General features: G+C 59.7%; 16 protein-coding genes and 4 pseudogenes. 13 read left to right on the forward strand and 7 right to left on the reverse strand.

Translation table 11 applies throughout. The features are described 5' to 3' along the window. Positions 1-16: 16 nt before the first annotated feature. Complete coding sequence (locus ACFX5Q_RS32550; protein WP_404284386.1) at positions 17-454, reverse strand: EamA family transporter; 438 nt, start codon at positions 452-454, stop codon at positions 17-19. 135 nt (positions 455-589) lie between these two features. Between ACFX5Q_RS32550 and ACFX5Q_RS32555 the strand changes: the two genes are divergently transcribed. From ACFX5Q_RS32555 to ACFX5Q_RS32590, 8 genes and pseudogenes are all read left to right on the forward strand, one after another. Next, a complete protein-coding gene (locus ACFX5Q_RS32555) occupies positions 590-856 on the forward strand; it encodes an exopolysaccharide production repressor protein (RefSeq protein WP_404284387.1) in 267 nt (88 codons plus the stop codon). A 789-nt stretch (positions 857-1,645) separates the two neighbouring features. After that, complete coding sequence (locus ACFX5Q_RS32560; RefSeq protein ID WP_404284389.1) at positions 1,646-1,900, forward strand: hypothetical protein; 255 nt, start codon at positions 1,646-1,648, stop codon at positions 1,898-1,900. Between the two features lie 296 nt (positions 1,901-2,196). Continuing rightward, a pseudogene (locus ACFX5Q_RS32565) lies at positions 2,197-2,652 on the forward strand (ArdC-like ssDNA-binding domain-containing protein); the annotation flags it as partial. 670 nt (positions 2,653-3,322) lie between these two features. Then, positions 3,323-4,849: pseudogene (locus ACFX5Q_RS32570) on the forward strand (homocysteine S-methyltransferase family protein); the annotation flags it as partial. 1,295 nt (positions 4,850-6,144) lie between these two features. Continuing rightward, the gene (locus ACFX5Q_RS32575) at positions 6,145-6,582 is read left to right on the forward strand and encodes a curlin (RefSeq protein ID WP_404284390.1); all 438 of its coding nucleotides are present in this window, start codon (positions 6,145-6,147) and stop codon (positions 6,580-6,582) included. A 65-nt stretch (positions 6,583-6,647) separates the two neighbouring features. Beyond that, positions 6,648-7,049, forward strand: a complete 402-nt coding sequence (csgH, locus tag ACFX5Q_RS32580; RefSeq protein ID WP_192177416.1) for a curli-like amyloid fiber formation chaperone CsgH — start codon at positions 6,648-6,650, stop codon at positions 7,047-7,049. A gap of 175 nt (positions 7,050-7,224) precedes the next feature. Continuing rightward, entirely contained in the window at positions 7,225-7,638 is a 414-nt protein-coding gene (locus ACFX5Q_RS32585) for a curlin (RefSeq protein ID WP_404284392.1), read from the forward strand. 240 nt (positions 7,639-7,878) lie between these two features. Continuing rightward, positions 7,879-10,449, forward strand: coding sequence for an AMP-binding protein (locus tag ACFX5Q_RS32590; RefSeq protein ID WP_404284394.1), 2,571 nt, complete (start codon positions 7,879-7,881; stop codon positions 10,447-10,449). Positions 10,450-10,591: 142 nt separating this feature from the next. Here ACFX5Q_RS32590 and ACFX5Q_RS32595 read toward each other — a convergent pair whose 3' ends face one another. Next, positions 10,592-10,753, reverse strand: coding sequence for a copper chaperone PCu(A)C (locus ACFX5Q_RS32595; RefSeq protein WP_404284413.1), 162 nt, complete (start codon positions 10,751-10,753; stop codon positions 10,592-10,594). Positions 10,754-11,012: 259 nt separating this feature from the next. Between ACFX5Q_RS32595 and ACFX5Q_RS32600 the strand changes: the two genes are divergently transcribed. From ACFX5Q_RS32600 to ACFX5Q_RS32610, 3 genes and pseudogenes are all read left to right on the forward strand, one after another. Next, positions 11,013-11,339, forward strand: coding sequence for a rhodanese-like domain-containing protein (locus ACFX5Q_RS32600; RefSeq protein WP_192177420.1), 327 nt, complete (start codon positions 11,013-11,015; stop codon positions 11,337-11,339). Positions 11,340-12,077: 738 nt separating this feature from the next. Continuing rightward, positions 12,078-12,359 carry a hypothetical protein gene (locus tag ACFX5Q_RS32605; RefSeq protein ID WP_192177421.1) on the forward strand — a complete coding sequence of 94 codons (282 nt, stop codon included), beginning with the start codon at positions 12,078-12,080 and terminating at the stop codon, positions 12,357-12,359. Between the two features lie 612 nt (positions 12,360-12,971). Next, positions 12,972-13,140: pseudogene (locus ACFX5Q_RS32610) on the forward strand (transposase); the annotation flags it as partial. A 503-nt stretch (positions 13,141-13,643) separates the two neighbouring features. On the opposite strand, the gene ACFX5Q_RS32615 reads toward ACFX5Q_RS32610, so the two are convergent. Beyond that, the gene (locus tag ACFX5Q_RS32615; RefSeq protein ID WP_404284396.1) at positions 13,644-13,967 is read right to left on the reverse strand and encodes a hypothetical protein; all 324 of its coding nucleotides are present in this window, start codon (positions 13,965-13,967) and stop codon (positions 13,644-13,646) included. 1,018 nt (positions 13,968-14,985) lie between these two features. Between ACFX5Q_RS32615 and ACFX5Q_RS32620 the strand changes: the two genes are divergently transcribed. Continuing rightward, positions 14,986-15,174: a hypothetical protein gene (locus ACFX5Q_RS32620; protein WP_404284398.1), complete on the forward strand. Its 189-nt coding sequence runs from the start codon at positions 14,986-14,988 to the stop codon at positions 15,172-15,174. Between the two features lie 757 nt (positions 15,175-15,931). Then, positions 15,932-16,378, forward strand: coding sequence for a MucR family transcriptional regulator (locus ACFX5Q_RS32625; protein ID WP_404284399.1), 447 nt, complete (start codon positions 15,932-15,934; stop codon positions 16,376-16,378). Between the two features lie 258 nt (positions 16,379-16,636). Here ACFX5Q_RS32625 and ACFX5Q_RS32630 read toward each other — a convergent pair whose 3' ends face one another. The 4 genes and pseudogenes from ACFX5Q_RS32630 to ACFX5Q_RS32645 all read right to left on the reverse strand — a co-directional run bounded on the left by ACFX5Q_RS32630 (position 16,637) and on the right by ACFX5Q_RS32645 (position 21,397). Next, positions 16,637-19,108: an EAL domain-containing protein gene (locus ACFX5Q_RS32630; protein ID WP_404284401.1), complete on the reverse strand. Its 2,472-nt coding sequence runs from the start codon at positions 19,106-19,108 to the stop codon at positions 16,637-16,639. 718 nt (positions 19,109-19,826) lie between these two features. After that, the gene (locus ACFX5Q_RS32635; protein ID WP_404284403.1) at positions 19,827-20,045 is read right to left on the reverse strand and encodes a hypothetical protein; all 219 of its coding nucleotides are present in this window, start codon (positions 20,043-20,045) and stop codon (positions 19,827-19,829) included. 607 nt (positions 20,046-20,652) lie between these two features. Continuing rightward, positions 20,653-20,923, reverse strand: a pseudogene (locus ACFX5Q_RS32640) (transposase); the annotation flags it as partial. Positions 20,924-21,274: 351 nt separating this feature from the next. Beyond that, positions 21,275-21,397 (reverse strand): DUF924 family protein, encoded by a 123-nt coding sequence (locus ACFX5Q_RS32645; protein ID WP_192182925.1) that lies wholly within the window; start codon positions 21,395-21,397, stop codon positions 21,275-21,277. Positions 21,398-21,503 lie beyond the last annotated feature (106 nt).

The raw sequence follows: 21,503 nt of genomic DNA on the forward strand, positions 1-21,503 counted from the left end.
GGGCGGCTGCGGCCCGCTACCCCCGATAGGCGACCGGCACCGCCCCCGCCGCGATAAGGGCGACGCCAAGCCAGTTCGATCCGGAGAGCCGCTCCCCGAGAAAGATCGCGCCAAACACCGCCACAAGCACGACGCTTAGCTTGTCGATAGGCGCTACCTGGGCCGCGTTGCCGATTTTCAGCGCACGAAAATAGCAGAGCCAAGAGGCGCCGGTGGCCAATGCGGAGAGGCCCAGGAACAGCCAGGTTTTTCCGGAGATTGATCTCAGCGGCTGGAACTGGCCGCTGGCGGCGAGAACGGCCGCGAGCACGATCAGGATGATGGCCGTGCGGATTAAGGTCGCGAAATCGGAATTGATGTTCTCGATCCCAACCTTGGCGAAAATCGCCGTCAGCGCGGCGAAAGTCGCTGATAGCAGCGCCCAGAATTGCCAGGAGGAAGCGGTCAGGTTCATTTCGATGGCCTCGTGGATGGCGTTCCAAATCTAGATACCTCGAAACGCGCGCCGCCTGACGCCAAAAATTACTCGCCTTCTTAATTTAGCTGTCGCTAAATTAGTTGCACCTTCAATTCTGTCCCGGGTAGTGCGATGTATTTTCCGCAGTTCCTGGTAGGGATGTTCACAACGTCGGCCATTGTGGCGGTGTGGACTTACATAGCGACGGGTTCCTTCTGGAAGGCGCTCGCCTGGACCGTCCTCGCGCTGCTTGTATTGCAGGTTGGATATTTCCTGCTGGCATTCGGGCTTTTCTACAAGCGCTCGACGAAAAGCACCGACGCAAAACCCGAGCCCGCCAGCCCTGTTCAGCCGCCGCTTCGTCGAAATGGTGGTGTTTCATCCCCTGGCGGCCAATAAGGAGCGAAGACCGGTCGGTTGCATTCCTCGCATGGCCGAAAACCTCGCTGCCTTCCGGCCGACCCGTCCGAACGACCCGGCTATTGCAACCATTTGGCTATGCTCGCGTTTTGCCCGGTCATTGTGGAGGACATTCCCACGCATGAGTGCTTTTCTTCCGATCAGAATTCGATTTGCAGATGGGCGCTTGATGTTGGTTTCCTCGATCTGTGAGGCCGAGAAAGCCCTTGGCGGACGATGGGAGAACAAGGAAAAGCATACATTCAAAGAGGCATCTGCCTCCTCGCAGCTGCGAGAGAGGGAGGTTGCAAACCTGAGGTTGCCTTTCTTGCGTTCAAAAGGGCGGCGCGAGCGCAGCGTACGCTTCAAACGAAGCGGAGTTCGGCTCTCAAGATGTACGATGAACTTGTCCGATCGCTATTCTAGCGAGGAAAAGACATCGCGCCGCCCACTAGTGCGGCGCATCGCTGACAAGCAAATGTCGGCAGCCATCCGTCGTGATCGCAGGCGGCGCGCGTCTCCCAGACGCGCAGTGCTCGGCCCGGCTCCTCCGGGCTGCGAGTGAAGCTGATCAATGCTATGCGGACCAAACCCAGCCCGTAAGAGCCCCGGACGGCTGGATCGCGGTCATTCACTATTTTTTCACTATATTAGCGCACGATCATAAGCGGGACATGCTGGTAGTTCGTACATCCCTAAAGGCCCCAGCGCATCGACCAAGCGCCGGGGCCTTTTAGTTTCGCAGCCAATAATCCAAATAAATGCGCGCATTCGAAACTGATGTAATAGATGTTCCTATCATATAACGCGTGTTTTGCTTCTGAGCATCTGCAGGGGGAGGAATTTCCAGCGCCGGATGAAGAGCAAACTTCAGATGGTAGCGGCACTTATCAGGCTGGAGGCGCGAAACAGGCGCGAAACATGACGGCATCTAGTCGCAAGGGCTTCGACCGACTCGCGGGACGAGTTGATGCGCTGGCAATTCTCTACCAGACCGTGCCGAACGACGATCATAAGGATGACGTCGATCGCGTTGCTCGATAAATCGCTCGTACATGCTGATTCCAGCCGGGGAGGAGATCAGGAGTATGGATGGTGTTTATTAGGGGTCAATGGGGTGTCGATTAGTATCCTAAGGTGTGGCGATTAGCACCCCGTCTGCGGATGCCCGAAGGAGTGTTTGGTGGGGGAAGCCTTCCCTTAACCGGCGCCTCGGGCACACCCCTCCCTTCGACAGGGGAGGCCCCGCAACGCCCCCTAGAATGAGAGTTCGGCCGGGTTTCCGTGACGGGTTGAGCGCTGGAAGAGAGACTTCCGGCGTCCGTCGCGGAGCAATCCCGATGGCCAGATATGATCGCAGAGCGCGTTCCGATCGGTCGAGCCTTTACGACGACATCACCAACAAGATCATCGCCGAACTGGGAGCCGAGCGCCCTGGGTTCAGCCCTGCGGGACGGCGGCGGCGAAGGCGCCGGTCGGACTTCCAAAGAACGCCGCCACCGGCCGTGCCTATTCCGGTGTGAATGTGCTCATCCTCTGGGGCGCAGTGATCGAATACGGCGTCCCCGGCCAGAGCTGGCTGACGTTTCGCCCAGGCTCTCGCACTCGGTGGGAACGTCCGCAAAGGCGAGCGTGGCACCACCGTCGTCTATGCCGATCGCTTTGTCCCCAACGATGAGAAGAAGCGCACTCGAGAGACAGGCGAGGAAGCCCAATCGATCCCCTTCCTCAAACGCTTCACAGTCTTCAACCTCGAGCAATGTGAAGGCTTGCCCGATGAAATCGCCGTCGTTGCGGCTTTGCGTGCGTCTTTGGTTAGCTTGAGCGTCGCGCGAGCCGCAGTTTCGCTAGTTAGGAACTCGGCAAGATATGCCGCGGGATCAGCGCGCCGGCTTCGCCGCCAGCGGCGCGCATCGCTTCGACCACTTCGTCGATGTCCTCCTGCAGCCGGACGTCTCGATTGTCGCGGGTTAGTTCTTGAGGCCGATGTAAACGCACGACGGTTTATCCATCAGGCGAGCAGCCCCACATAGCGCAGCTATTTGAGGACTGGAAAGGCCCTTGGTCGACGGTGCGGCAAATGGCGGTAACGACCTGCGAACGGGATAGTCTGAGCGATTGATCGAGAATGCCCTAGCTAGCGCGAAATGCCGGTACCTGCGACGCGATCGGTCATTTCAGCGACGATATATGTGCGCCAAAGTCGCATATGTGCGGTCTGGAACCGGCAAAGAGATTATTCCTAATGAACTCCCAAGTACCGAGATGAGTAGTCGACCTAAAGCCGCCCGTTCCTACAGATTGAGCTGGCCCTCCACATAGCGTCCGGCACCACCACCAGCTTGCGCGCCCTGACGGAATTGCGGAGATGGGTCGCGTATCAATGGCTACGGTGAGCAAATCATATTTTGACATAAAGATATGTTTATGTCACAGATATGATCTTGGAAGGCGAGGCTCACTGCGGTGCATTCTGAATCACCCTTGAATTCCCTTTTCGGACCCATAGTCGCCAAGGCGGATGAATCGGAGATCGGTTCTGCCTTGGAATCGGCCGCGCGCGAACGAATCCTCATTCTCGACGGCGCGATGGGCACGCAGATCCAGGGGCTTGGCTTCAACGAGGAACAGTTCCGCGGCGACACGTTCGTCGGCTGCGCCTGCCACCAGCAAGGCAACAACGATCTTTTGATCCTGACGCAACCGAAGGCGATCGAGGAGATCCACTACCAGTACGCCATCGCCGGCGCGGACATCATCGAAACCAACACCTTCTCCTCGACCTCGATCGCTCAGGCCGATTACGGCATGGAGGACGCGGTCTATGATCTGAACCGGGACGGAGCCCGTCTGGTGCGGCGGGCGTGCATTCGCGCCCAACAGGAGGACGGCAAGCGCCGCTTCGTCGCCGGCGCGCTGGGACCGACCAACCGCACCGCCTCGATGTCGCCGGATGTCAACAACCCCGGCTATCGTGCCGTCAGCTTCGACGATCTGCGCATCGCCTATGGCGAGCAGTTACGCGGCCTAATCGACGGCGGCGCCGACATCATCCTGATCGAGACGATCTTCGACACGCTGAACGCCAAAGCGGCGATCTTCGCCTGCACCGAAATCTTCCTCGAAAAGGGCGTGCATCTTCCAGTCATGATCTCGGGCACGATCACCGACCTGTCGGGCCGCACGCTGTCGGGCCAGACACCGACGGCCTTCTGGCATTCGATCCGCCACGCCAGTCCGTTCACGGTCGGCCTCAACTGCGCGCTCGGCGCCAACGCCATGCGTGCACATCTCGCCGAGATTTCCAGTGTCGCCAACACCTTCACCTGCGCCTATCCAAATGCCGGCTTGCCCAACGAATTCGGCCGCTACGACGAGAGCTCGGACTACATGGCCGCGCAAATCGAAGGGTTTGCGCGCGAGGGTCTGGTCAATGTGGTAGGAGGCTGCTGCGGATCGACGCCGGACCACATCCGTGCCATTGCCGAAGCCGTGAAAAAGTACCCTCCTCGCCCCATTCCGGAGATCGAGCGGAAAATGCGCCTGTCGGGTCTGGAACCCCTCACGCTCACCAAGGAAATTCCCTTCGTCAATGTCGGCGAGCGCACCAACGTCACCGGTTCGGCTAAATTCAGGAAACTGATCACCGCCGGCAACTACGCCGCCGCCCTCGATGTCGCGCGCGATCAGGTCGCCAACGGCGCGCAGATGATTGACATCAACATGGACGAAGGCCTGATCGACTCGAAGAAGGCGATGGTCGAGTATCTCAACCTGATCGCCGCAGAGCCGGACATCGCCCGGGTGCCGGTCATGATCGACAGCTCGAAATGGGAGATCATCGAGGCCGGGCTGAAATGCGTGCAGGGCAAGCCGCTGGTCAATTCCATCTCAATGAAGGAGGGCGAGGAGGCTTTTCTCCATTATGCGAAACTCGTCCGCGCATATGGCGCGGCGGTCGTCGCCATGGAGAATGTTCCGGTGGGTCGCGCCCCGGACGCTTTCCACCCGAGATTGAGGCCCATGGATCGTCAGAGGAGGCGGCAAGCGACTTGGATCCCTATTCGTCGCTATCCTCGTCGTTGGTTTCATCGTCGGAGTGGCTGTTCCGAGTCGCATCGTCCGTTTGCTCTTCAACGTACGCTTGGCAGCCTTCGTTGAAGGATTGGCTATCTCCATCGCAATCCCGCTCGTCGGTGATGTCGTTCCTTGCCGCCCAATCGTAGCCGGCCTCGTGGCCCGAGCAGTCATCCGTGCAATCGTAACCGTGGAACGTCTCTTGTGCCTTTGCCGGGGCGCCGAAGGAACCGACTAACGCAAGGGCGCCGGCTGCGACAAAAATTCTGATCATCAAAGTCACTCCTATCGAAGCCCCGGCGCCGAGTAGTTTGGGACCTTGGCGAAGATGAGGCCGGCCGATGGCGCGGCCTGTTTCATAGATTGCTGATCTCTTGGCCAAGGCGAGCGAAAAAATGCCCTAGCGTGGGCTCACTTTCTTGCGCTCCTTGCCATCGCGAAAGACTGCGCTGAAGAAGGGCCAGGCCCGGTCGGTAAAGCTTGCGAATCCGTAAGTCGCTGATCCAGGCGAAGCTAGTTTACGGGTCACTGTTAGCAGCGCACGTCCCAATTCTGCTGCTCGGGATCGCCGAACGACCGGCAGCCGAGTACGACGGGCCGTCCTGTCGACAGTGTGGATGTCCCTCGACGAGCGCGGCGTCATGTTCAAAAAGACGGCACATGCCAGCGAGCGGTGATGGCAGCGGCGTTGAGTTGAAGGGCCGTCTTTCCGGACATCGGGCGGGAACATGGAGCGAAACCCGCCACAACGGAAGCTGCGGCAATGGTAGCCACGACGGTATCGGCCTGCGCCGCGGGAACCTCGGTCGCTCCAAAGGCGCATGACGGCTTCAAAGCTCCTCAAATTTTGGCCGCTCGGCGGTTCAGCAAGTCACACGACGGGTGGGGATGGGAGGCGCCGACGGTGGGCGAATGCAAGATTGGCGTTAGGAGCGGGCAGGTCGATGCTCGGCCTGGTAATGTTCGCAGATGCCTATTCTCAGTTCGCATCCGACGACCACCCGCTCGCGCCGCGACTTTGAAGAGCATGATGCAAAACCGCTCTTTCGTTTGATTTTCCGATAATTGACGGACGTCGACTTCGTGCTCGACCGGCCAGCCGCCACGACCCTGAACCCAGGTTGAACGCTGCCTTCAGCGTCGGTTCGATCGGCATCTCCTAGAAAGAAGCCGTTCAACCCGCGGTCCCGTCCGCCTAAGGAGACGCTCTCATGATCCGTAATTCTTTCATCGCAACGGCGCTCACCGCCCTTGTCGGCATTACCGCCGCAGCCCCGGCCATGGCTAACGACGTGAGCATCGAGCAACATGGCTGGTCGAACTCGGCTGGCGGCGCCCAGAACGGCTTCAGAAACCGCATCCGTGTGTACCAGAACGGCCGGTTCAACAAGGTGATCGGCCGGCAGCACGGCCGCCACAACCTTTCGGCCATCGGCCAGGACGGCGTCGGCAACTACGGCGCCACCTACCAGAACGGCAACCGCAACGTGGCCGGCGTTGGCCAGTTCGGCTCCAACCACACGACCATCCTGACCCAGGACGGCAATGGCAATATCGCTGCCGGCGTGCAGGTTGGCCACGGCTGCGATGCCAATGTCAGCCAAGGCGGCAGCGGCAACGTCGCCGCCTTCGTCCAGGCCTGCCCGTAAGCGAACCACCGGCCAGGCGGTCGCGGAAAAGTCCGCGGCCGCTAGCCAATGCCAGGAGAAGAACCATGCCACGCATCATCAAGTATCCCCGCCGCGTCATGGCTGCCCTCGCCCTGGCCCTGATCCCGGCCGGCGCTTTGGCAACCATTGCCACCGCCGACCAGTCCGTCGGGCCAGCGCGCTGCGAAATCCGCGTCACGCCAGACGGCGACATGGTCTCGCTGGAGGCGCTCGCCTATGCGGACAGAAAGGTGAGCGGCACCTATTCCTTCCATGTCGAAAGCGCCGGACAGACTGGCGGCACCAATATCGAGCAGGGTGGTGCCTTCAGCGCTGCGCCCGGCAGGCCTGCCACGCTCGGCGCCGTCATGCTCAACGCGAAGGGCGCGGTCTATGACGCCAGGCTTGAGGTCACTGTCGACGGCAAGAGTATCGGCTGCACCGACCGGATCGGCGGTGCGACCTGATTCGCACCGGCCGAGTTTGCCAAAAGGGCGTCGGGCGATCGGCCCCCATTTATGTGCAAGCCAGCCATGAAAAGGGCGGCTGAATGCAATCTGAACGCCGGATTCCGGCAAGGTTCAGCCGCCAAAATGAGAAGCTTGGCTATGGGCTGAGGCAACCGGAAAATGGAGAACCAGGATGACCCGCAATATGTTCAAGACCCTTACTGTCGCTCTCCTTGCCGGCAGCATCGGCCAGCCGCCGCTGTCCGCACCGGCTTTCGCAGGAGGTTCGGTCTCGGTGACCTATGCCCCGGCCAACGCGCGCGACGGAAGCGCCTTAGCGACCGGTCTGCGCTTTTATTCGCTGTATCGCGGCCTGCACGGTGCCAGCATCCGTCAGTCCGGACACGGCAACGCGGCTGGCATCGCCCAGAACGGGCGCGGCAATGTGGGCATCATCAAGCAGAAGGGCAACAGTCATTCCGCCACCCTGCAGCAAAACGGCAGCGACAACGCTTACGGCATTTTCCAGTTCGGACGGAACACCAATGCCAATGTCGACCAGAACGGCAATGGTAGCAGCGGCGCTACCCTCAGCTACGGTTGGTAGTGGTCACGAAGATGGATTTTCCGCCAGGTGGTGTTAGGGAGCCGCCTGGGCGGCGCGAATACGGAACTGGCCAAACTGGCCACCATGCCTCCGACAAAGCCATGCGGCCGGGGCCATCCAATCCACAGCTGATCTCCAAGATTTCCCGAAAATATGATGTTTTTAATCAAGTAATGTAGTAGCGCCTTTCCAAACTGCGCCTCGGGGCGCCACCGACGACTCGATCGCGGATTTGGGAAGATGGGATTCACGGAACGGTTTGAGAGCTTCGGCGCCAGTCCTGCGCTGATTTTCCCCGGTCGCGAGCCCATCTCGTACCGCGAGCTTGCCCGCCGCGTGACGGCGCAGGCCGCCAGCTTCGGTAGCGAAAAGCGCCTGGTCGCCGTGGTCGCGGAGCCAAGCGAACATGCAGTCATCGCCTATCTGGCGGCTCTGCATGGCGGCCACGCCGTGGCATTGTTGCCACCATGCAAGCCGTCGGTGCTGGATGACTTCGTTGCGGATTTCTCGCCCGATGGCGTATGCCGGCCAGTGGACGGCCGCTTCCGCTGCATGATGGGATCCGCCAATCCAAATGGTGCCCTGCATGCCGATCTGGCGCTGCTGCTCGGCACCTCGGGCAGCACCGGCAAGAGCCGATATGTCCGATTGTCGGCTGGCTCGGTCCAGGCCAATGCCAACTCCATCGCCAGCTATCTCGACCTTGAGGAGCGGGATCGGGCGGCACTCATCCTGCCGTTCCACTACTCCTACGGGCTCTCGGTCCTGAACTCGCATCTGATCGCGGGAGCGAGCATCTACTTCCCCCGCAGGGGTGCATCGGATGCAGACTTCGTAGAGGAGCTTCGCCATGCCGGCTGCACCAACATCAGCGGCGTCCCCTACTCGTTCGAGCAGATGGATCGGGCAGGTTTCCTGCGGCACGAATTGCCCGCGCTGCGTTTCATGACGGTTGCCGGAGGACGCATGCCACCGGATCTTGCCACGACGTTCCACCGCCATCTCGCCGATCGACAAAAACGCTTTTTCATGATGTACGGGCAGACCGAAGCGACGGCCCGGATCGCCTACGTCCCTCCGCACCGATTGGAAGGCAATGTCGGGTCCATCGGCATCGCGATCCCGGGTGGTTCGCTGCGGCTGGTGGATGACGCCGGCAATTCGGTAGAGCAACAAGGTGCACCTGGAGAACTCCTTTACAGCGGACCGAACGTGATGATGGGCTACGCCAGCCAACGTTCCGATCTCGCAAAGGGAGCCGGGATCGCCGAGCTGCGTACCGGCGATATCGCCACAAGGGGCGAAGATGGCTTCTTCACGGTGATCGGCCGGCTGAAGCGAATGTCGAAGATTGCGGGCCTGCGCCTGAGCCACGAAGCGATCGAGGCCGCGCTCGACGAAGCCGGGATCGCGGCCGCCGTCGTGGGTGACGATGATCGCATCCTGGCGGTGGTGACATCCGAACACGCAGATGAACAGGTGCTGCCTGTCTTGATGGCGGCAACCGGCTTGCCGCGGCCGCATCTCGAGGTCGAAAGGACGCAATCCCTGCCGCGCCTCGCTTCGGGCAAGGTCGACTATGCTTCGCTGCGTGCTCGCCTTCAGGCCTTGCGCCCGCCGCCCCGCGCCGGCGTGCTCGCGGCCTTTGCAAGCGCCTTTTATCCGAGACATGTCGGCGTCGACGACACATTCGAAAGCCTGGGCGGCGACTCCCTGCTCTACGTCCAGCTGTCGCTTGCCCTGGAACGCGAACTTGGCAGCGCTCCGCCGGGTTGGGAGACCATGCGGATTGCCGAGCTCTGCCGCGCCGGCGAGCAGCCTAGCGAGCGTCAATCGGTCGACAGCCAACTTGTCCTGCGCGCCGTCGCCACCCTGATGGTGGTAATCCATCACGCCTCGCTCTGGCCGATCCCCGGCGGCGCGGCGATCCTGGTCATGCTGGTGGGATACAGCATGGCGCGTTTCCAGCGACACAGACTGCTCGCCGGCGACGTTATCGGCGTGTTGCGCCCGCTGGCACTTGTGCTGGTACCCTACCTGCCGATCGTGGCGGGGTTTTCGCTCGCCCAGGGTGAGATCCTGTGGCCGTCCTTCTTGCTGATCGGCAATCTTGGCTTCGTCCAGCCACCGCACATGATGCCGTATCTCTACTGGTTCGTGGAAGCCTATGTTCAGCTCTTGCTTGTCTGGGCCGCCATGTTCGGGATCCCGAAACTGCGCGCCTTTGCCGGAAGCCATCCATTTGCCTTCGGATTGATCCTGCTTGCGTTCGCAACGGTGACCAAGGTCCTCGTTCCCCTTCTCTGGAACATCGGCGGCCCGCAGATCTTCACTTTGCCCGACGTCTTCTACCTCACGGCCCTTGGCTGGTGCGTGCACTTCGCCACCTCTTGGCGGAAGCGACTGACAATGGTCGTGATCGTGGCTCTGCTATGCCCGGTGCTCGCCTGGATGGGGGGCAATTGGCTCGGCTCATGGGTGAAATTCGCCTCGGTGTTCGGCGCCGTTCTCGTCCTCGTCTATGCGCGGCGCATCGCATTGCCGGCCAGGCTGGCGCAAATGGTCTTGCCGATCGCCGCCGCCAGCTATCACATCTACCTGTTCCACAGGATCGTGCCGGAATGGCTGCTGCCCAGCCCGGACGTCGCTATTTCACAGCCGATAGTGACGATGACGGCGGTCGCTATCGGCCTTTTATCCGGACTGGGAGCTTTCGCGTTGCAAAGACTGCTTGCCATAAGGCTCTCCTCGCAATCGGATCACCCTTGGGGTTTTGCCCGAAAGGATGCCGCTGATCCTGTGCGAACGTAACCGCTGGGTCACGTCGATGGGGGCGCAGTCTCCGGGCTTCAATCTCCTGAGGAAGGCTTCACCCAGCTGAAGCTGTCGTTTGAGCTGCATCATCAAGTGAATGCCGTCCGGCTTGAGCCTCACCGATGCGCCAGGCGGCACTTCAATCGCCTCCAGTCGCTATGCCATTTTCGATTTTCTCCTCATGAAACTGAACATTTTCAGCAACCGAGCTCGACGCGTCAATTAGCCCGTCGCTCTCCGATCCGTTGTTGACAAGGGTCAGATAGGCGGCGATGCGCCCTTGAGGCTGGCTCTCGCCCAGGCGCGTTCGACGACGATGCTTCCAGACGTATCAGCAGCGACCGACGCCCATGTGCCGATAACAACCACTATTGCCGCAATAAGGTACCTCATCAGATTGGCCTTTCACGTCGAGTGTCCGGTCATGCATTTCGGCAGCCAATTGGCCAGTTGAGAGGCGAGAGCTATCTATAGCCGTTCAATTGCTCGGCAAGGCCAGCACAAAGGAGGGGCCACGAACCCCGGGAAAGTCATTGCCGTCATGCGGGTGATTCATCTGAATGCAGCGTGACTGGATTGCGGGGAAGCTTGAAATCCCTCTGCAGCGGTGCGTGGAGGCAGTTTGGGACGTTCGGTTCTCGCCGCCACGCATTGAAGTAAAGCTACCCAGGAATATGGAGGCAGCGAAATGGAACCGGAAAAAAGTGAAATCAACCGACGAACCGCCGAAGGATAGGGCCGCAAAGATCGTGCTGTATTGCCGAAGCGGGCGTATGAGCGAGATAGCAGCGCGGGAACTGACGCAACTCGGCTTCAGCCAAGTATCGCATCTATCGGGCGGAATGATCGATTGGAAAAAGAGCGGCTACGAAGTCGTTGAGAAGTAGCCGTGTCCGGGGGAATCGACGGGCACGTAGGTCATGCCCGCGGCAGACGCTTGGGCGATTGATCGCATCACCTGACGGAAACGTGAGCGCTCAAGGCTCATTTCTTGCACTGCACCATATGCCATAGAGCCTGTGTGAAGTTCCGGACCCTATTGCCCCGTCTGCTGACGTTTTGGCTGTTTTGAGCCTTCTGACCGTGCCGATGGTGACACGTCTGCTGCGGCTATGATGGTTGCCGAATCCTGTGCGACGACAATGGCGGATATGGCATCCTTGTCTGACGGCATGCCGTGCCCTTCGGGCCAGAGGCAGCAAGTACCTGACTGCCAGAAGTCCTGTCCCCTCGCGACCTCATGTATCGCCAAGTGCTTTCCGAGCGCGTCGACGACCGCAGCAATCACGCTGACCTGGTTGTCTGCGGCTGACGTGATCGCGGCTGGCAATCGTTGTTGGCTTTCCCGTCGAACTGCACCTGATAGCTGACCTCCATCTTGCCGAACGGAAGCGAGAAGGCGACCGAGATTGCTTTCTGAGGGATGTTGTGTTGCAATTCCTGCAGAAGATGTTGAGTTCGCGCGGAAAGACTGCACATGTATGGGTAGAAGCGAGCACGTCGACTTTCAAGTGAGGAACGGCATTCGGATTGCCGCAGCACGCTACCTGGTGCTCCGGGCTGTTGAGGACCGTTCGAGAGCTGAATCGTTCATCCATAAAAATCCGACCACATGGCGAAAGGCAATGTTCCAACTGCTGGATGAGGCAGCACGCGGCGTGGCAGATGCGCAGTTCATAGAGGCTCTCAAGCTGAGCGGCGCGATCGGGCACGATGGGTTCGTCTCGACCCTCTCGATTTACCGTTGGCAAATGATGCTCGAGGCCGCGAAGGATGATTGGTGGCGGCTTGCTCCGAAGCACGGCAACGGCGATGAGATAGACATGGTGCGCCCTTCGGAATCGAAGCTTATCGATCGCTTTCTGCACCGACACAGGTGCGGTGCGCGCCAGGTGAGCGCCGGTTGAAGGAAGTCCCCAAAGCTTGCCTGTCTACCGGCGCCCATCTCTAGCCGTGCGCGGTCTGGCTTTTCGATCCGGGCCAGATTTTTTCCCACTAATTTCTGCGCCCGAGCAAAGCTTTTCCCCCCGCAGCGTTCGCCGAGGGAGTGGGGAAATAGAAAGCGGCAGAGGCCGTACCCAAAAGGCCTGCTTCCTCTGTGTGGCCGTCTTGAAAGAGAAAGAGGACCATCGTGGCGAGATCCCGTGCTTCCGCGCTACCGCGTTCGAAATGCCGCTCGACACAGAGCCGGTCGAACACGCGCTGGCATATCTGCGGATCAGAAGGCCACAAGGCAGCGAGTTGATGACGCTTCAACATCAGGTGTACCCCCCATTTTGGAGCCATCTGCCGTAAGAACGCCGCTTCCAACGGGAATTAGATATTGCGAGCGTCGGAAGTCAAGCCGGCCCTTTGTTAGCGATTCTAAACCTCGCAATATTGGAGGTCACCGCGTTTTGTCACCACGCGCCGTGCAACCATAGCCAGAACATGTCAGGGGGTGCTGGGCTCAGGACCTATTAAGCGGCTTGCGGAGGTGGTTATCGGTTGATTCAATGGCGGCGCGAGGAGGCGCTGCCGTGAGTGATCTGATTTGGTTGTCGGAGGCCGCAGATGCGCCGGATCGAGCCGCATTTCCTGCTGTCGCATGGTGTGCCGAGGGTCGATGATCGTCGTGTCGTCAGCGGCATCATCTTCGTGATCAGGAACGGGCTGCGCTGGCGCGACGCGCCGGCAAAGCAAAGCCCTCCGGCCGACATGGTATGATACGAACCTTCGAGCAGATGCGCTTTCGTCCATTTGGCTAGCGCACACTGCACTTTGAGGGCTGGCCTCGAAAGCCATAGTTGCCGACGAGCCAGACCGGGCGTCTGTGCGGCCGTTGTAACTCTCATTTTTGGGAACTGTGCCCGGTGTCCACAAACCACCGAGGACACCGGGCCTATTTGCCAAACGAGAGTGTCATCAAACGCCTAGCCCGAGAACATTCGTACCTATTCATGAAGAAAACGTTTATGCGCGGCTACCCGATCGTTCTGGAACCTGGCAGGAGGGGCGACCGCGAAAGCCTTCAAGACGGCAAGGACGCCGCACTCGGTGGTCTGAAGCAATATTCCAGTACCGGACTAAGGTCCTCGGATAAGCAGCTAACCCTTATGCAAGCCCAGAGCGCCATTATCCGCCCGTTGCGAGTGCAAGAATGCTCTGTTTATACCTCGTAGCACGACCGGCAATCTCGACTTTTCCGTTAGCTAAGCTAGCGTCTCACAGTTCCAGTTCTTCGCGAAGCAGAGCCAATGTCCGTTCACGGCGTAGTCCCGCCGCGTTGCATGTCTTTTCACGATACTGCCGCCGAATCCGGCAGAAGCGAAGCGGATCGAAGCGCCGGGAAGATCGCACGCTGGTGTGCAAAATCGAGCCTTGGCGCAGAAAAGCAGCGGCTCCCCGCGGTCGATGAAGCTGCGAATTGCGAGTTCGCTATAGCTTTTCTTCAGCGGGCGCCAGAAGCGCCCAAATTGAGAAAGCGTGACAGCGACCGAGCGGAAGTCGGGTAATGCTTCCGACGTCAATCTCATGCGCAATTCGAAGGGTGGTCATGAGGTCACGGCGTGGCTTGGGGACTGCATCATCGACGCACCCGCGTTTGCTGCGGCCGATGTCAGGATCGCCATGGGCGGGGAGTGGCATCGATGTGGCGCTAGAAGCCACTGACGCGGCGGCCAACATTAAGTAGAACATCACTGTGGCGTTTGGGCTGAACGCCGTGTTCCTGGCGATAACCATAATCGGCGCCACCGGCCTATTGCCCGCCATTCTGGCCGATCCCGGGCGACGGTGCTGGTGGCGACCAACGCCATACTGCTCCTGCACTTTCGCGACCAAGCAGAGTTCCTCCACTTCACGCCCGGAACAACATAGCAAAGACGGCTCGCTCGCAGACTGAAAGCTGCTGCATAGTGGTCTAAACGTACTAATTGCGGATGAATCGGTCTCAATGCCTGAGGCAATCCGAGTTGGAAGCCCGCAAATAGGCCCTAGCAACGTGTTGAGAGTAGGCTCTTGCCATCAGGCTGTTCGCAGCTTCATAGCGATGCGACTGGCCGATGGCCGGTAATCTCGGCGTCAGGGTTAATCAGGACTTGGGCCACCCGCCAAAAAACCTGATGGTGCGACCGAAGCATTTCGCCTGAACTCGACCCTGTCAGAGCCGGGGTGGCGGTGGAATTCATATACCGCCTCAGTGCATAGCCGATCACCATCGGCCGGCCGCGCCGAATGTGCTTCGCAAAATGGCGACAGCCGTTCAATTCCACGCATTCATCAGAGGTCCGGCAAGGGGGCCGAAATACAGCTGGGTCGAGGCGCACTGATCCTGATCCAGATCATATTGGCGTTGGGACAGTCCAGGCGCTGAGGGGATGGCGCAATGTTCGAAGTCGCTCAAAGCCCGGTCCTCGCTTCCTGCTGAAATTCCAATCCTCTCCAACACCTGAACTGGCATCGGGACATCTGCTTCCAGAAAACCTGGGATTGACAGTTCCGCGCCGGATGCGATGTGCTGGCTAACGGTCGCTCCCGCAGTGGATTGAGGCAATGACCAAGCGCTACGACATGCAAAGAGCCCACCATGGCCTCTGGTCGATCATCGACGTGTTCACCGGGCAGCCGGCCACTCTCGACGGCGTCTTGATGGTTGGCTTGAAGCTTATAGAGGCCGATGACATGCTTTATATCCTTAACAATAGGGATTTGAGCGACAGGAGGGCGAAGGGAATCGCCTAGTCGTGCTCTAGCAAAAGCGCCGATCATCCGGGTCGACCAAGCTCCTGGAACGCCGGTCGCCGCAGTCCCATTTCGAGCGTATGGTTACGCCTGAGAGCGATGGGAGGTAGGGCCTTCCCGGTCGTCCTCCAATGGCAGACCAGCGCTGATTGGGAGGGAGTAGTGAGGATTCGCAACGCACGACGGACGAGACGCCTGACTTCATAGTCCACGATGTCCTTGCACCAGATACACCGACCATGGGGCCCCTGTCACGGTGGTGGATGCAGAAGGAAGGCGCCTCCGTCTCCACCTTCGTTAGGGGTGAACTCCGTGCGAGCAAATAGCGAACGCGCTTGAACGCCGCTACGGCGGTAACCGATATGGTATCTGACATTCACTCGGTCTTTACCATTCGCTGCCATCTTTGGTTTAGCGGCAAAGTTTGAGTACCGCGCAAGCAAAGGCCCGCTCCAGAAAACGGAGCGGGCCGTTTTGTGTCATTTTGGAAAGCGCACACCTATAGATTTGTTGGTCATGGAAAAGCCGCCCTCAGGCTGAGCCAGCAGGAATGATGGGCATTGCACAATTGAATTTCTAGCTAGGTCCTTCTACAAGCGTGACGAGAAGCGATTACTCAAGCTGTTGAGTCGCTACACCAGCCTTGCGGCGAAGACATACCTGCCAGCAGCAACAGAACATTGCGGCGGCGGTTGCAGATGTCGACTGAACTCTTTATCTCGGTTTTGTGCAATTTATCCCTTTAGGAGAAAGAACGTTGGCTGACGAGAAAACTAACGACTCGCTCATTGAGCTAACGGCGGACATTGTCTCGGCATATGTGTCGAACAATCCCGTCCCTGTCGGCGAATTGCCTTCTGTAATTGGCCAGGTTCACCAATCGTTGGCCTTACTGCAGACCGGTGCGCAGTCCCAACCGGCGGCAGAGCCGTTGAAGCCGGCGGTTCCGATCAGGAAATCCGTAACACCGGATTTCCTCATCTCGCTGGAAGACGGTAAGAAATTCAAGTCGCTGAGACGGCATCTGCGCACGAGCTACGGGCTTTCCCCTGACGAATATCGTGCGAAGTGGGGTCTGCCGTCTGATTATCCAATGGTTGCACCGAGCTATGCGGCGACTCGCTCGGCTTTGGCGAAGAAGACCGGTCTTGGGCGAAAGCCACAGGAAGTGGCAAAGCCACCAGGCAATAAATCCAAAGCCTAGTCGACCAATTTAACCAATTGGCGCGACGCTGTCACTGTCGCGCCTCGGGCTACTATGTCAGAGGTCGAAAACATCACGGCCGCCGTGACGACGCGGATCACGATGGCGAAGCTCAAAGACGTCCTTCCGCTGGCTAAGTTTGGCCGACGTGCTTGCGCGCGCCGCCGGGATCCCGCAGAGCCGGCTTCCTCGACTGCCGGCGTGGCAACTGGTGCAAAACGAAACCGCCTCAAAGCAGCCTAATCGCAGCGCTCCGTGCTACTGCCGCCTGCGGCGTCGGTTCGCCGCCCTCGGCATGGCTGCGGCCCTGCCGACCTCCTTCGCGTATGCCTCGATCGGATAAGGGCGTCCGATCAGATAGCCCTGAAGCGCGTTGCAGCCCTCGTCACTCAGAAAATTCAGTTGCTCAAGTGTTTCGACGCCCTCTGCAATGATGTGCATGGAGAGGCCTCGGCCCAACCCAACGATGGCGCGAATGATGGCCGCCGAATGCGGGTGCTCCTCAACCATCTTAACGAATGACTTGTCGATCTTGATCTTGTCGAAGGGAAAAGACTGAAGATAGGAGAGCGATGAATAACCGGTCCCGAAGTCGTCCAAGGCGATCTTCACGCCGATCGATTTCAGTCGCCTTAGGATCGAGCTCGCTCGCGAAAGGTCGTCGAACAGCACGCTCTCCGTTACTTCTAGCTCGAGCCGCTTGGCGGCGAGCCCCGTCTCAAGCAGGATCGAGTGCACCAGACCTGGAAGATCGCCCTGGCGAAACTGTACCGGAGACAGATTGACGCCGATCTGGACCGCCTTCGCCCACGACGCCGCCTCCCTGCACGCCTCCCGCAGCACCCACTCTCCGATGGCCACGATCAACCCGCTCTCTTCGGCCAGCGGAATAAACTCTGCAGGGGGGATCATTCCTCGGTCCCTGTGGGACCACCGGACCAGCGCTTCGAATCCGACGATCTCGCCGGACGTGTTCGCCTGTGGCTGGTAATGCAGGAACAGCTCGCCGTTTTCCAGCGCCGCGCGCAAGTCCTGCTCAAGCGCACGGCGTTCGCGCAGCTTCCGATCCATGTCGGCCTCGAACATTCGAAACACCCCGTGCCCATCGGCTCGGGCTCGGTCGAGCGCTGCGCGGGCATTGCTCAGGAGAGCCGTGATGTCGGCCGCGTCGTTAGGGAAGAGGGCGATACCAATACTCAGCCCAACGCGTAGTGCGCGGCCCTCGACATCGAACACCTCAGCAATCGTTGCTAGCAGGCGATCAGCAAGTGCCACAGATGTTGCCGGATGCGGGCCCTCGCTGATGATAATGGTGAACTCGCCGCCGCCGGTGCGGGCGAGGAAGTTGTTGTCGGTAGTGGCCGCCAGCCGCATCGCCACTTGGCGAAGCAGCGCGTCTGCCATTGCCGGCCCGTAAACGTCGTTCACATCCTTGAAGCCGTCGACGTCGATGCGCATGATCGTGAAGGATTCCCGACCGGATGTCGCCCGCTCGAGCGTAAACTCCAGCCGCTCAACGAGTGCCGTCCGGTTGGGCAGATCGGTCAGCGCATCGTGCGTGGCCAAATGGGCGATCCGCGCCGCATCGCGCTTGCGCTCGGTGACATCCTCGGCCACCGCAAGCACGAATTTCGATTTGCCATCGTGGCTTTCGACAGCCAGCCGTCGTGTAATGAGATCGCGTACGCCTTTGTGCCGCGTTGGGAACTTCTCCTCCGCGGCAATTTGGACGGAGTTGGAACGCAATGCCTCCTGATCACGGGTGCGGAAGGCCTCGGCCTCTTTTGGCGGAAACAGCTGCGAGTCAGTCTTGCCGATCAGCTCATCACGCGGTATGCCAAGCAATTCCTCACCCGCCCGGTTCATCAGGACATAACGGTGCTGGCTCGCCTCCTTGGCGAACAGCATGACCGGAATGTTTTCGATGACCGTGTCCAGGAACTCCCTGGTGCGGCGCAGGTGGTCTTCCGCCCGCTTGCGCTCGGTTATGTCTATAGCTGCAACCATGAACGCCGAGCGGCCGTCATAATCGATCGACTTGGAATAGGCGACGATATCGATCAGGCTGCCGTCCGCCTTGATATGGCGCCAGGTGCGCCCGGTGCGGTATGAACCCTGGCCCGTCCCAACGACCTGCAGGAAGGCCTCGATGTCTTCCTGCGGCCTGATGTCGAGTATGGACTTCGAAAGGAACTGTTCGCGCGTGTAGCCATAATGCTCAATGGCTGAGTGGTTGACGTCCAGAAAGCGCAAGCTGCTTCTCTCGAACACCCACATCGGAACCGGGTTTTCCTCGAACAGGAGTTGCAGCGAGGCTTCGTGCTGCTTCAGCCGGGTGATGTCCGAAATGCAGCCGACCACGAAGCGGGCGCCGTTCGGCAACGACGCTCGTGCCTTCCGCGTCACGAGTGTGCGCAGTTTCCCATCAGGCCCCTGAACGAACTCCTCATTCTCATTGATTTTGCCGGTTTCCAGCACCAAGCGATCGATCCGCCGGAACACGTCCGCCTGTTCTTTCGGGACGAAATCATAGTCCGACTTGCCGGCCAGATCCTGATAGGATTGTCCCATAAAGTCGCACATGCTTCGGTTGAGCACGACGAAGCGGGATTGATCATCCTTCACGAATATCGGATGCGGTACGGCATCTAGCACCAAGCGCACGGCGTCAGCGTCGTCTTTAGAAAACGACTTGGTCAGCTCATCGACCGGAAATTCTGGACGCGACATCCTGCATCTCGCGTTTTTTTAGAGGAAGCAGTGACAATTCTAGCTTGGGAACTCTTACCTGTCAGTAATGCACAACATTGGATATTAATAAAAAGCCGAGGGAGTAACGGACTATTCTGCTGCGCAAAATGCGGAGCCGACGAGGCGGGCACGGTGACGGTGACCCTTCGGCCTCTGGTCACGGTCGACATCGACAAGGTCAGGCCGATCCAGAAATACCCAACGGAGCGACGCTTGGGTGCCACTACTCGACAGACCGGACTAAACCGCCTCGCCAGCCCGTCTCGGCTAGCCGCAGTCTTGCAGCGGTGAAGCGCCTGCGCGTTCCGCGAGCGCCTTTTTGAGGCTGTTAGGAGCGATAGGTCTTCTGCGGGCCGGGACTCGGACCAATGTCTGTCTTGTGGTTTCAATAGCTCCTCGCAAGTATTGGTCAGCCGGATCGACAAGCCCGCCGGTCAGGCCCGGCACTCCCACCCCGAATTTGGTTTGCCGGGCCGCCCATAAGTCCACCCGCGCGCCTATGGACGCCGCCTGTGCCCGGGCTGACGGCGATCGAAGCGATAGTGCGACTGCTATGGCAATAGCCAGTCATTCACTGAGGGCTGCCGAGCGTACATCGACGTCGGCAGAACCAGGTCAACGCTATCAACCCAACGATGGACGACGAGGAGAGCGGCGAATGAACGTCTATCTGCGGTCAAAAGCGAGACCCCTTACGCTAGCGGTTGTCCAGTAAGATCGCCAACTGCCTGGCTGCGGCGCTTTCTACAATCACTTCCTCTAGCCACGTGTCGCTGACGCGAAATGTGGGCACGCGACGTCTGATGACACGAAGCGCATCCGACATCGAGACCGCGGTGGATTTCGGGTGATCATCCAGGTAGCGGCCGACTTCAATCACGGCATCTGCGTCGACGTTGGACGGCAATGGTCGCACTGCACCCTCCGGAGGACCTTCGCCTGATAACTATCGCGCCGGATAACCGAACTGTCTACGAGCAAGCGCTCGGCCACAGTCATCAATTTTACAGCTGTCTAATATCAGGCAAATTTGGGTTGAACTCTTAACGGCCTCAGCCTCGGCCTGCAGGGGGAGGTAACGATGTTGTCGCATTTCCCGCGCCCGCAGACCTCGATCTCACTACAGAGCAGCACAAGCATCGCCCGCTCCGCGCTGCCGGCAGGCGCTTTTGACGGCATGGATGCCAGAAGGTTTTCGAGAAGTGGTTGAACGTCTCGCGCCGACATTTGCGCGATGCGCGGCCCCAACGGGCTCCTGGTCCAGCGCGACCGCCTATTCCGGCCCGCAAAGCCGCTATCCGCTTTACACCGCCGATGCCTGGCGCGGGTGGATCGTCCCGTGACGATCCACTATCTTCTGCCGCTGATACGCTGCCTGAGGTGCGCGAGAAGATCGGAACAATTTTCGGACTTCACCTAGGGAGATGGGGCTGGACACCAACGGCCCCGTAGGCCTTCAACGCGTACTCTCGTATGTCCCAGCGTGATCTCGAATGCGAGCGCCCGTCCGAGACCGTCTACGACGCGTGGACCTTCGTTGTCCTGCCCCCGCGCAAGCGCCCAATCGCCTGGGCTTGCGCCCCCCCTTTTCCCCCAGCCGCCGACCGGTGCTCCTTTGCTGTTGTGCTGTCGGTTATCTGCATGTCCGCGACAAGAGCCGCAAAAAAGACGTCGCCACAGACCGCACCCCGACCAGCGATGGAAGCGATTATAGATCGTCGCCGGTGGGCCATAGACGGATGGACAATTCTGCCAGCGGCATCCGACCTTCAGAACGTGAACGATGCTGCTGATGGATTGGACGGACTGTTAATTGATTTCAATATCTTATCATATTGGCGTGTGAGGGACCGGCGGGGCCGCAAGCCTGGGCCGCCCACGACGACGTTCAGTGTGCGAGTCCGGGGCATGCCGTCCGCCGCCAGCCCGGGGCATGGGCCGCGCGACGCTCGGCTACCTCGATGCGCAGGTTCCAGATCAGCGACCCAGCGGCAAAAAGCCAGGGCTCGCCGGGCGGGTCAATCTGCGACAGAATGTTGGGCGGCGATCCTGCCGTGCCAGCCCGAGAGTCGGGACCGGTCGGCATTCGTCGGTGCGGGGTGGCTGGCGGTCCAAAAAAGTGGGGGTCAGATGCGGGGATGGGTATCACGCGTCCTTGGACGGAATCCCAAGTTTCGTGGTGTGCGGAAAATTGCCCGTGGCGATGTAGTCCAGTTCCTCAGGCGTGCTGTCGCGCCCGAGGATGGCATTGCGGTGGGGTGGCCGCATGCCCGATCGTCGCACTCGATCAATCCACTAGGGCGCCGATTCACATGAGACGCTAACTGCTTCCACGTGATTTTCGCAAAGACAAAGGCCCAGGAGCGTTCTCCGG

The sequence above is a fragment of the Mesorhizobium sp. IMUNJ 23033 genome, assembly GCF_044778005.1.
GTDB lineage: Bacteria > Pseudomonadota > Alphaproteobacteria > Rhizobiales > Rhizobiaceae > Mesorhizobium > Mesorhizobium amorphae_A.

Bases quoted from the DNA above. Each gene is read 5' to 3' on its own strand.
- ACFX5Q_RS32550 (WP_404284386.1), bottom strand. From the start codon at position 454: ATGAACCTGACCGCTTCCTCCTGGCAATTCTGGGCGCTGCTATCAGCG.
- ACFX5Q_RS32555 (WP_404284387.1), top strand. From the start codon at position 590: ATGTATTTTCCGCAGTTCCTGGTAGGGATGTTCACAACGTCGGCCATT.
- ACFX5Q_RS32560 (WP_404284389.1), top strand. From the start codon at position 1,646: ATGTTCCTATCATATAACGCGTGTTTTGCTTCTGAGCATCTGCAGGGG.
- ACFX5Q_RS32575 (WP_404284390.1), top strand. From the start codon at position 6,145: ATGATCCGTAATTCTTTCATCGCAACGGCGCTCACCGCCCTTGTCGGC.
- csgH (WP_192177416.1), top strand. From the start codon at position 6,648: ATGCCACGCATCATCAAGTATCCCCGCCGCGTCATGGCTGCCCTCGCC.
- ACFX5Q_RS32585 (WP_404284392.1), top strand. From the start codon at position 7,225: ATGACCCGCAATATGTTCAAGACCCTTACTGTCGCTCTCCTTGCCGGC.
- ACFX5Q_RS32590 (WP_404284394.1), top strand. From the start codon at position 7,879: ATGGGATTCACGGAACGGTTTGAGAGCTTCGGCGCCAGTCCTGCGCTG.
- ACFX5Q_RS32600 (WP_192177420.1), top strand. From the start codon at position 11,013: ATGCAGCGTGACTGGATTGCGGGGAAGCTTGAAATCCCTCTGCAGCGG.
- ACFX5Q_RS32605 (WP_192177421.1), top strand. From the start codon at position 12,078: ATGTTCCAACTGCTGGATGAGGCAGCACGCGGCGTGGCAGATGCGCAG.
- ACFX5Q_RS32615 (WP_404284396.1), bottom strand. From the start codon at position 13,967: ATGAGATTGACGTCGGAAGCATTACCCGACTTCCGCTCGGTCGCTGTC.
- ACFX5Q_RS32620 (WP_404284398.1), top strand. From the start codon at position 14,986: ATGACCAAGCGCTACGACATGCAAAGAGCCCACCATGGCCTCTGGTCG.
- ACFX5Q_RS32630 (WP_404284401.1), bottom strand. From the start codon at position 19,108: ATGTCGCGTCCAGAATTTCCGGTCGATGAGCTGACCAAGTCGTTTTCT.
- ACFX5Q_RS32645 (WP_192182925.1), bottom strand. From the start codon at position 21,397: ATGCGGCCACCCCACCGCAATGCCATCCTCGGGCGCGACAGCACGCCT.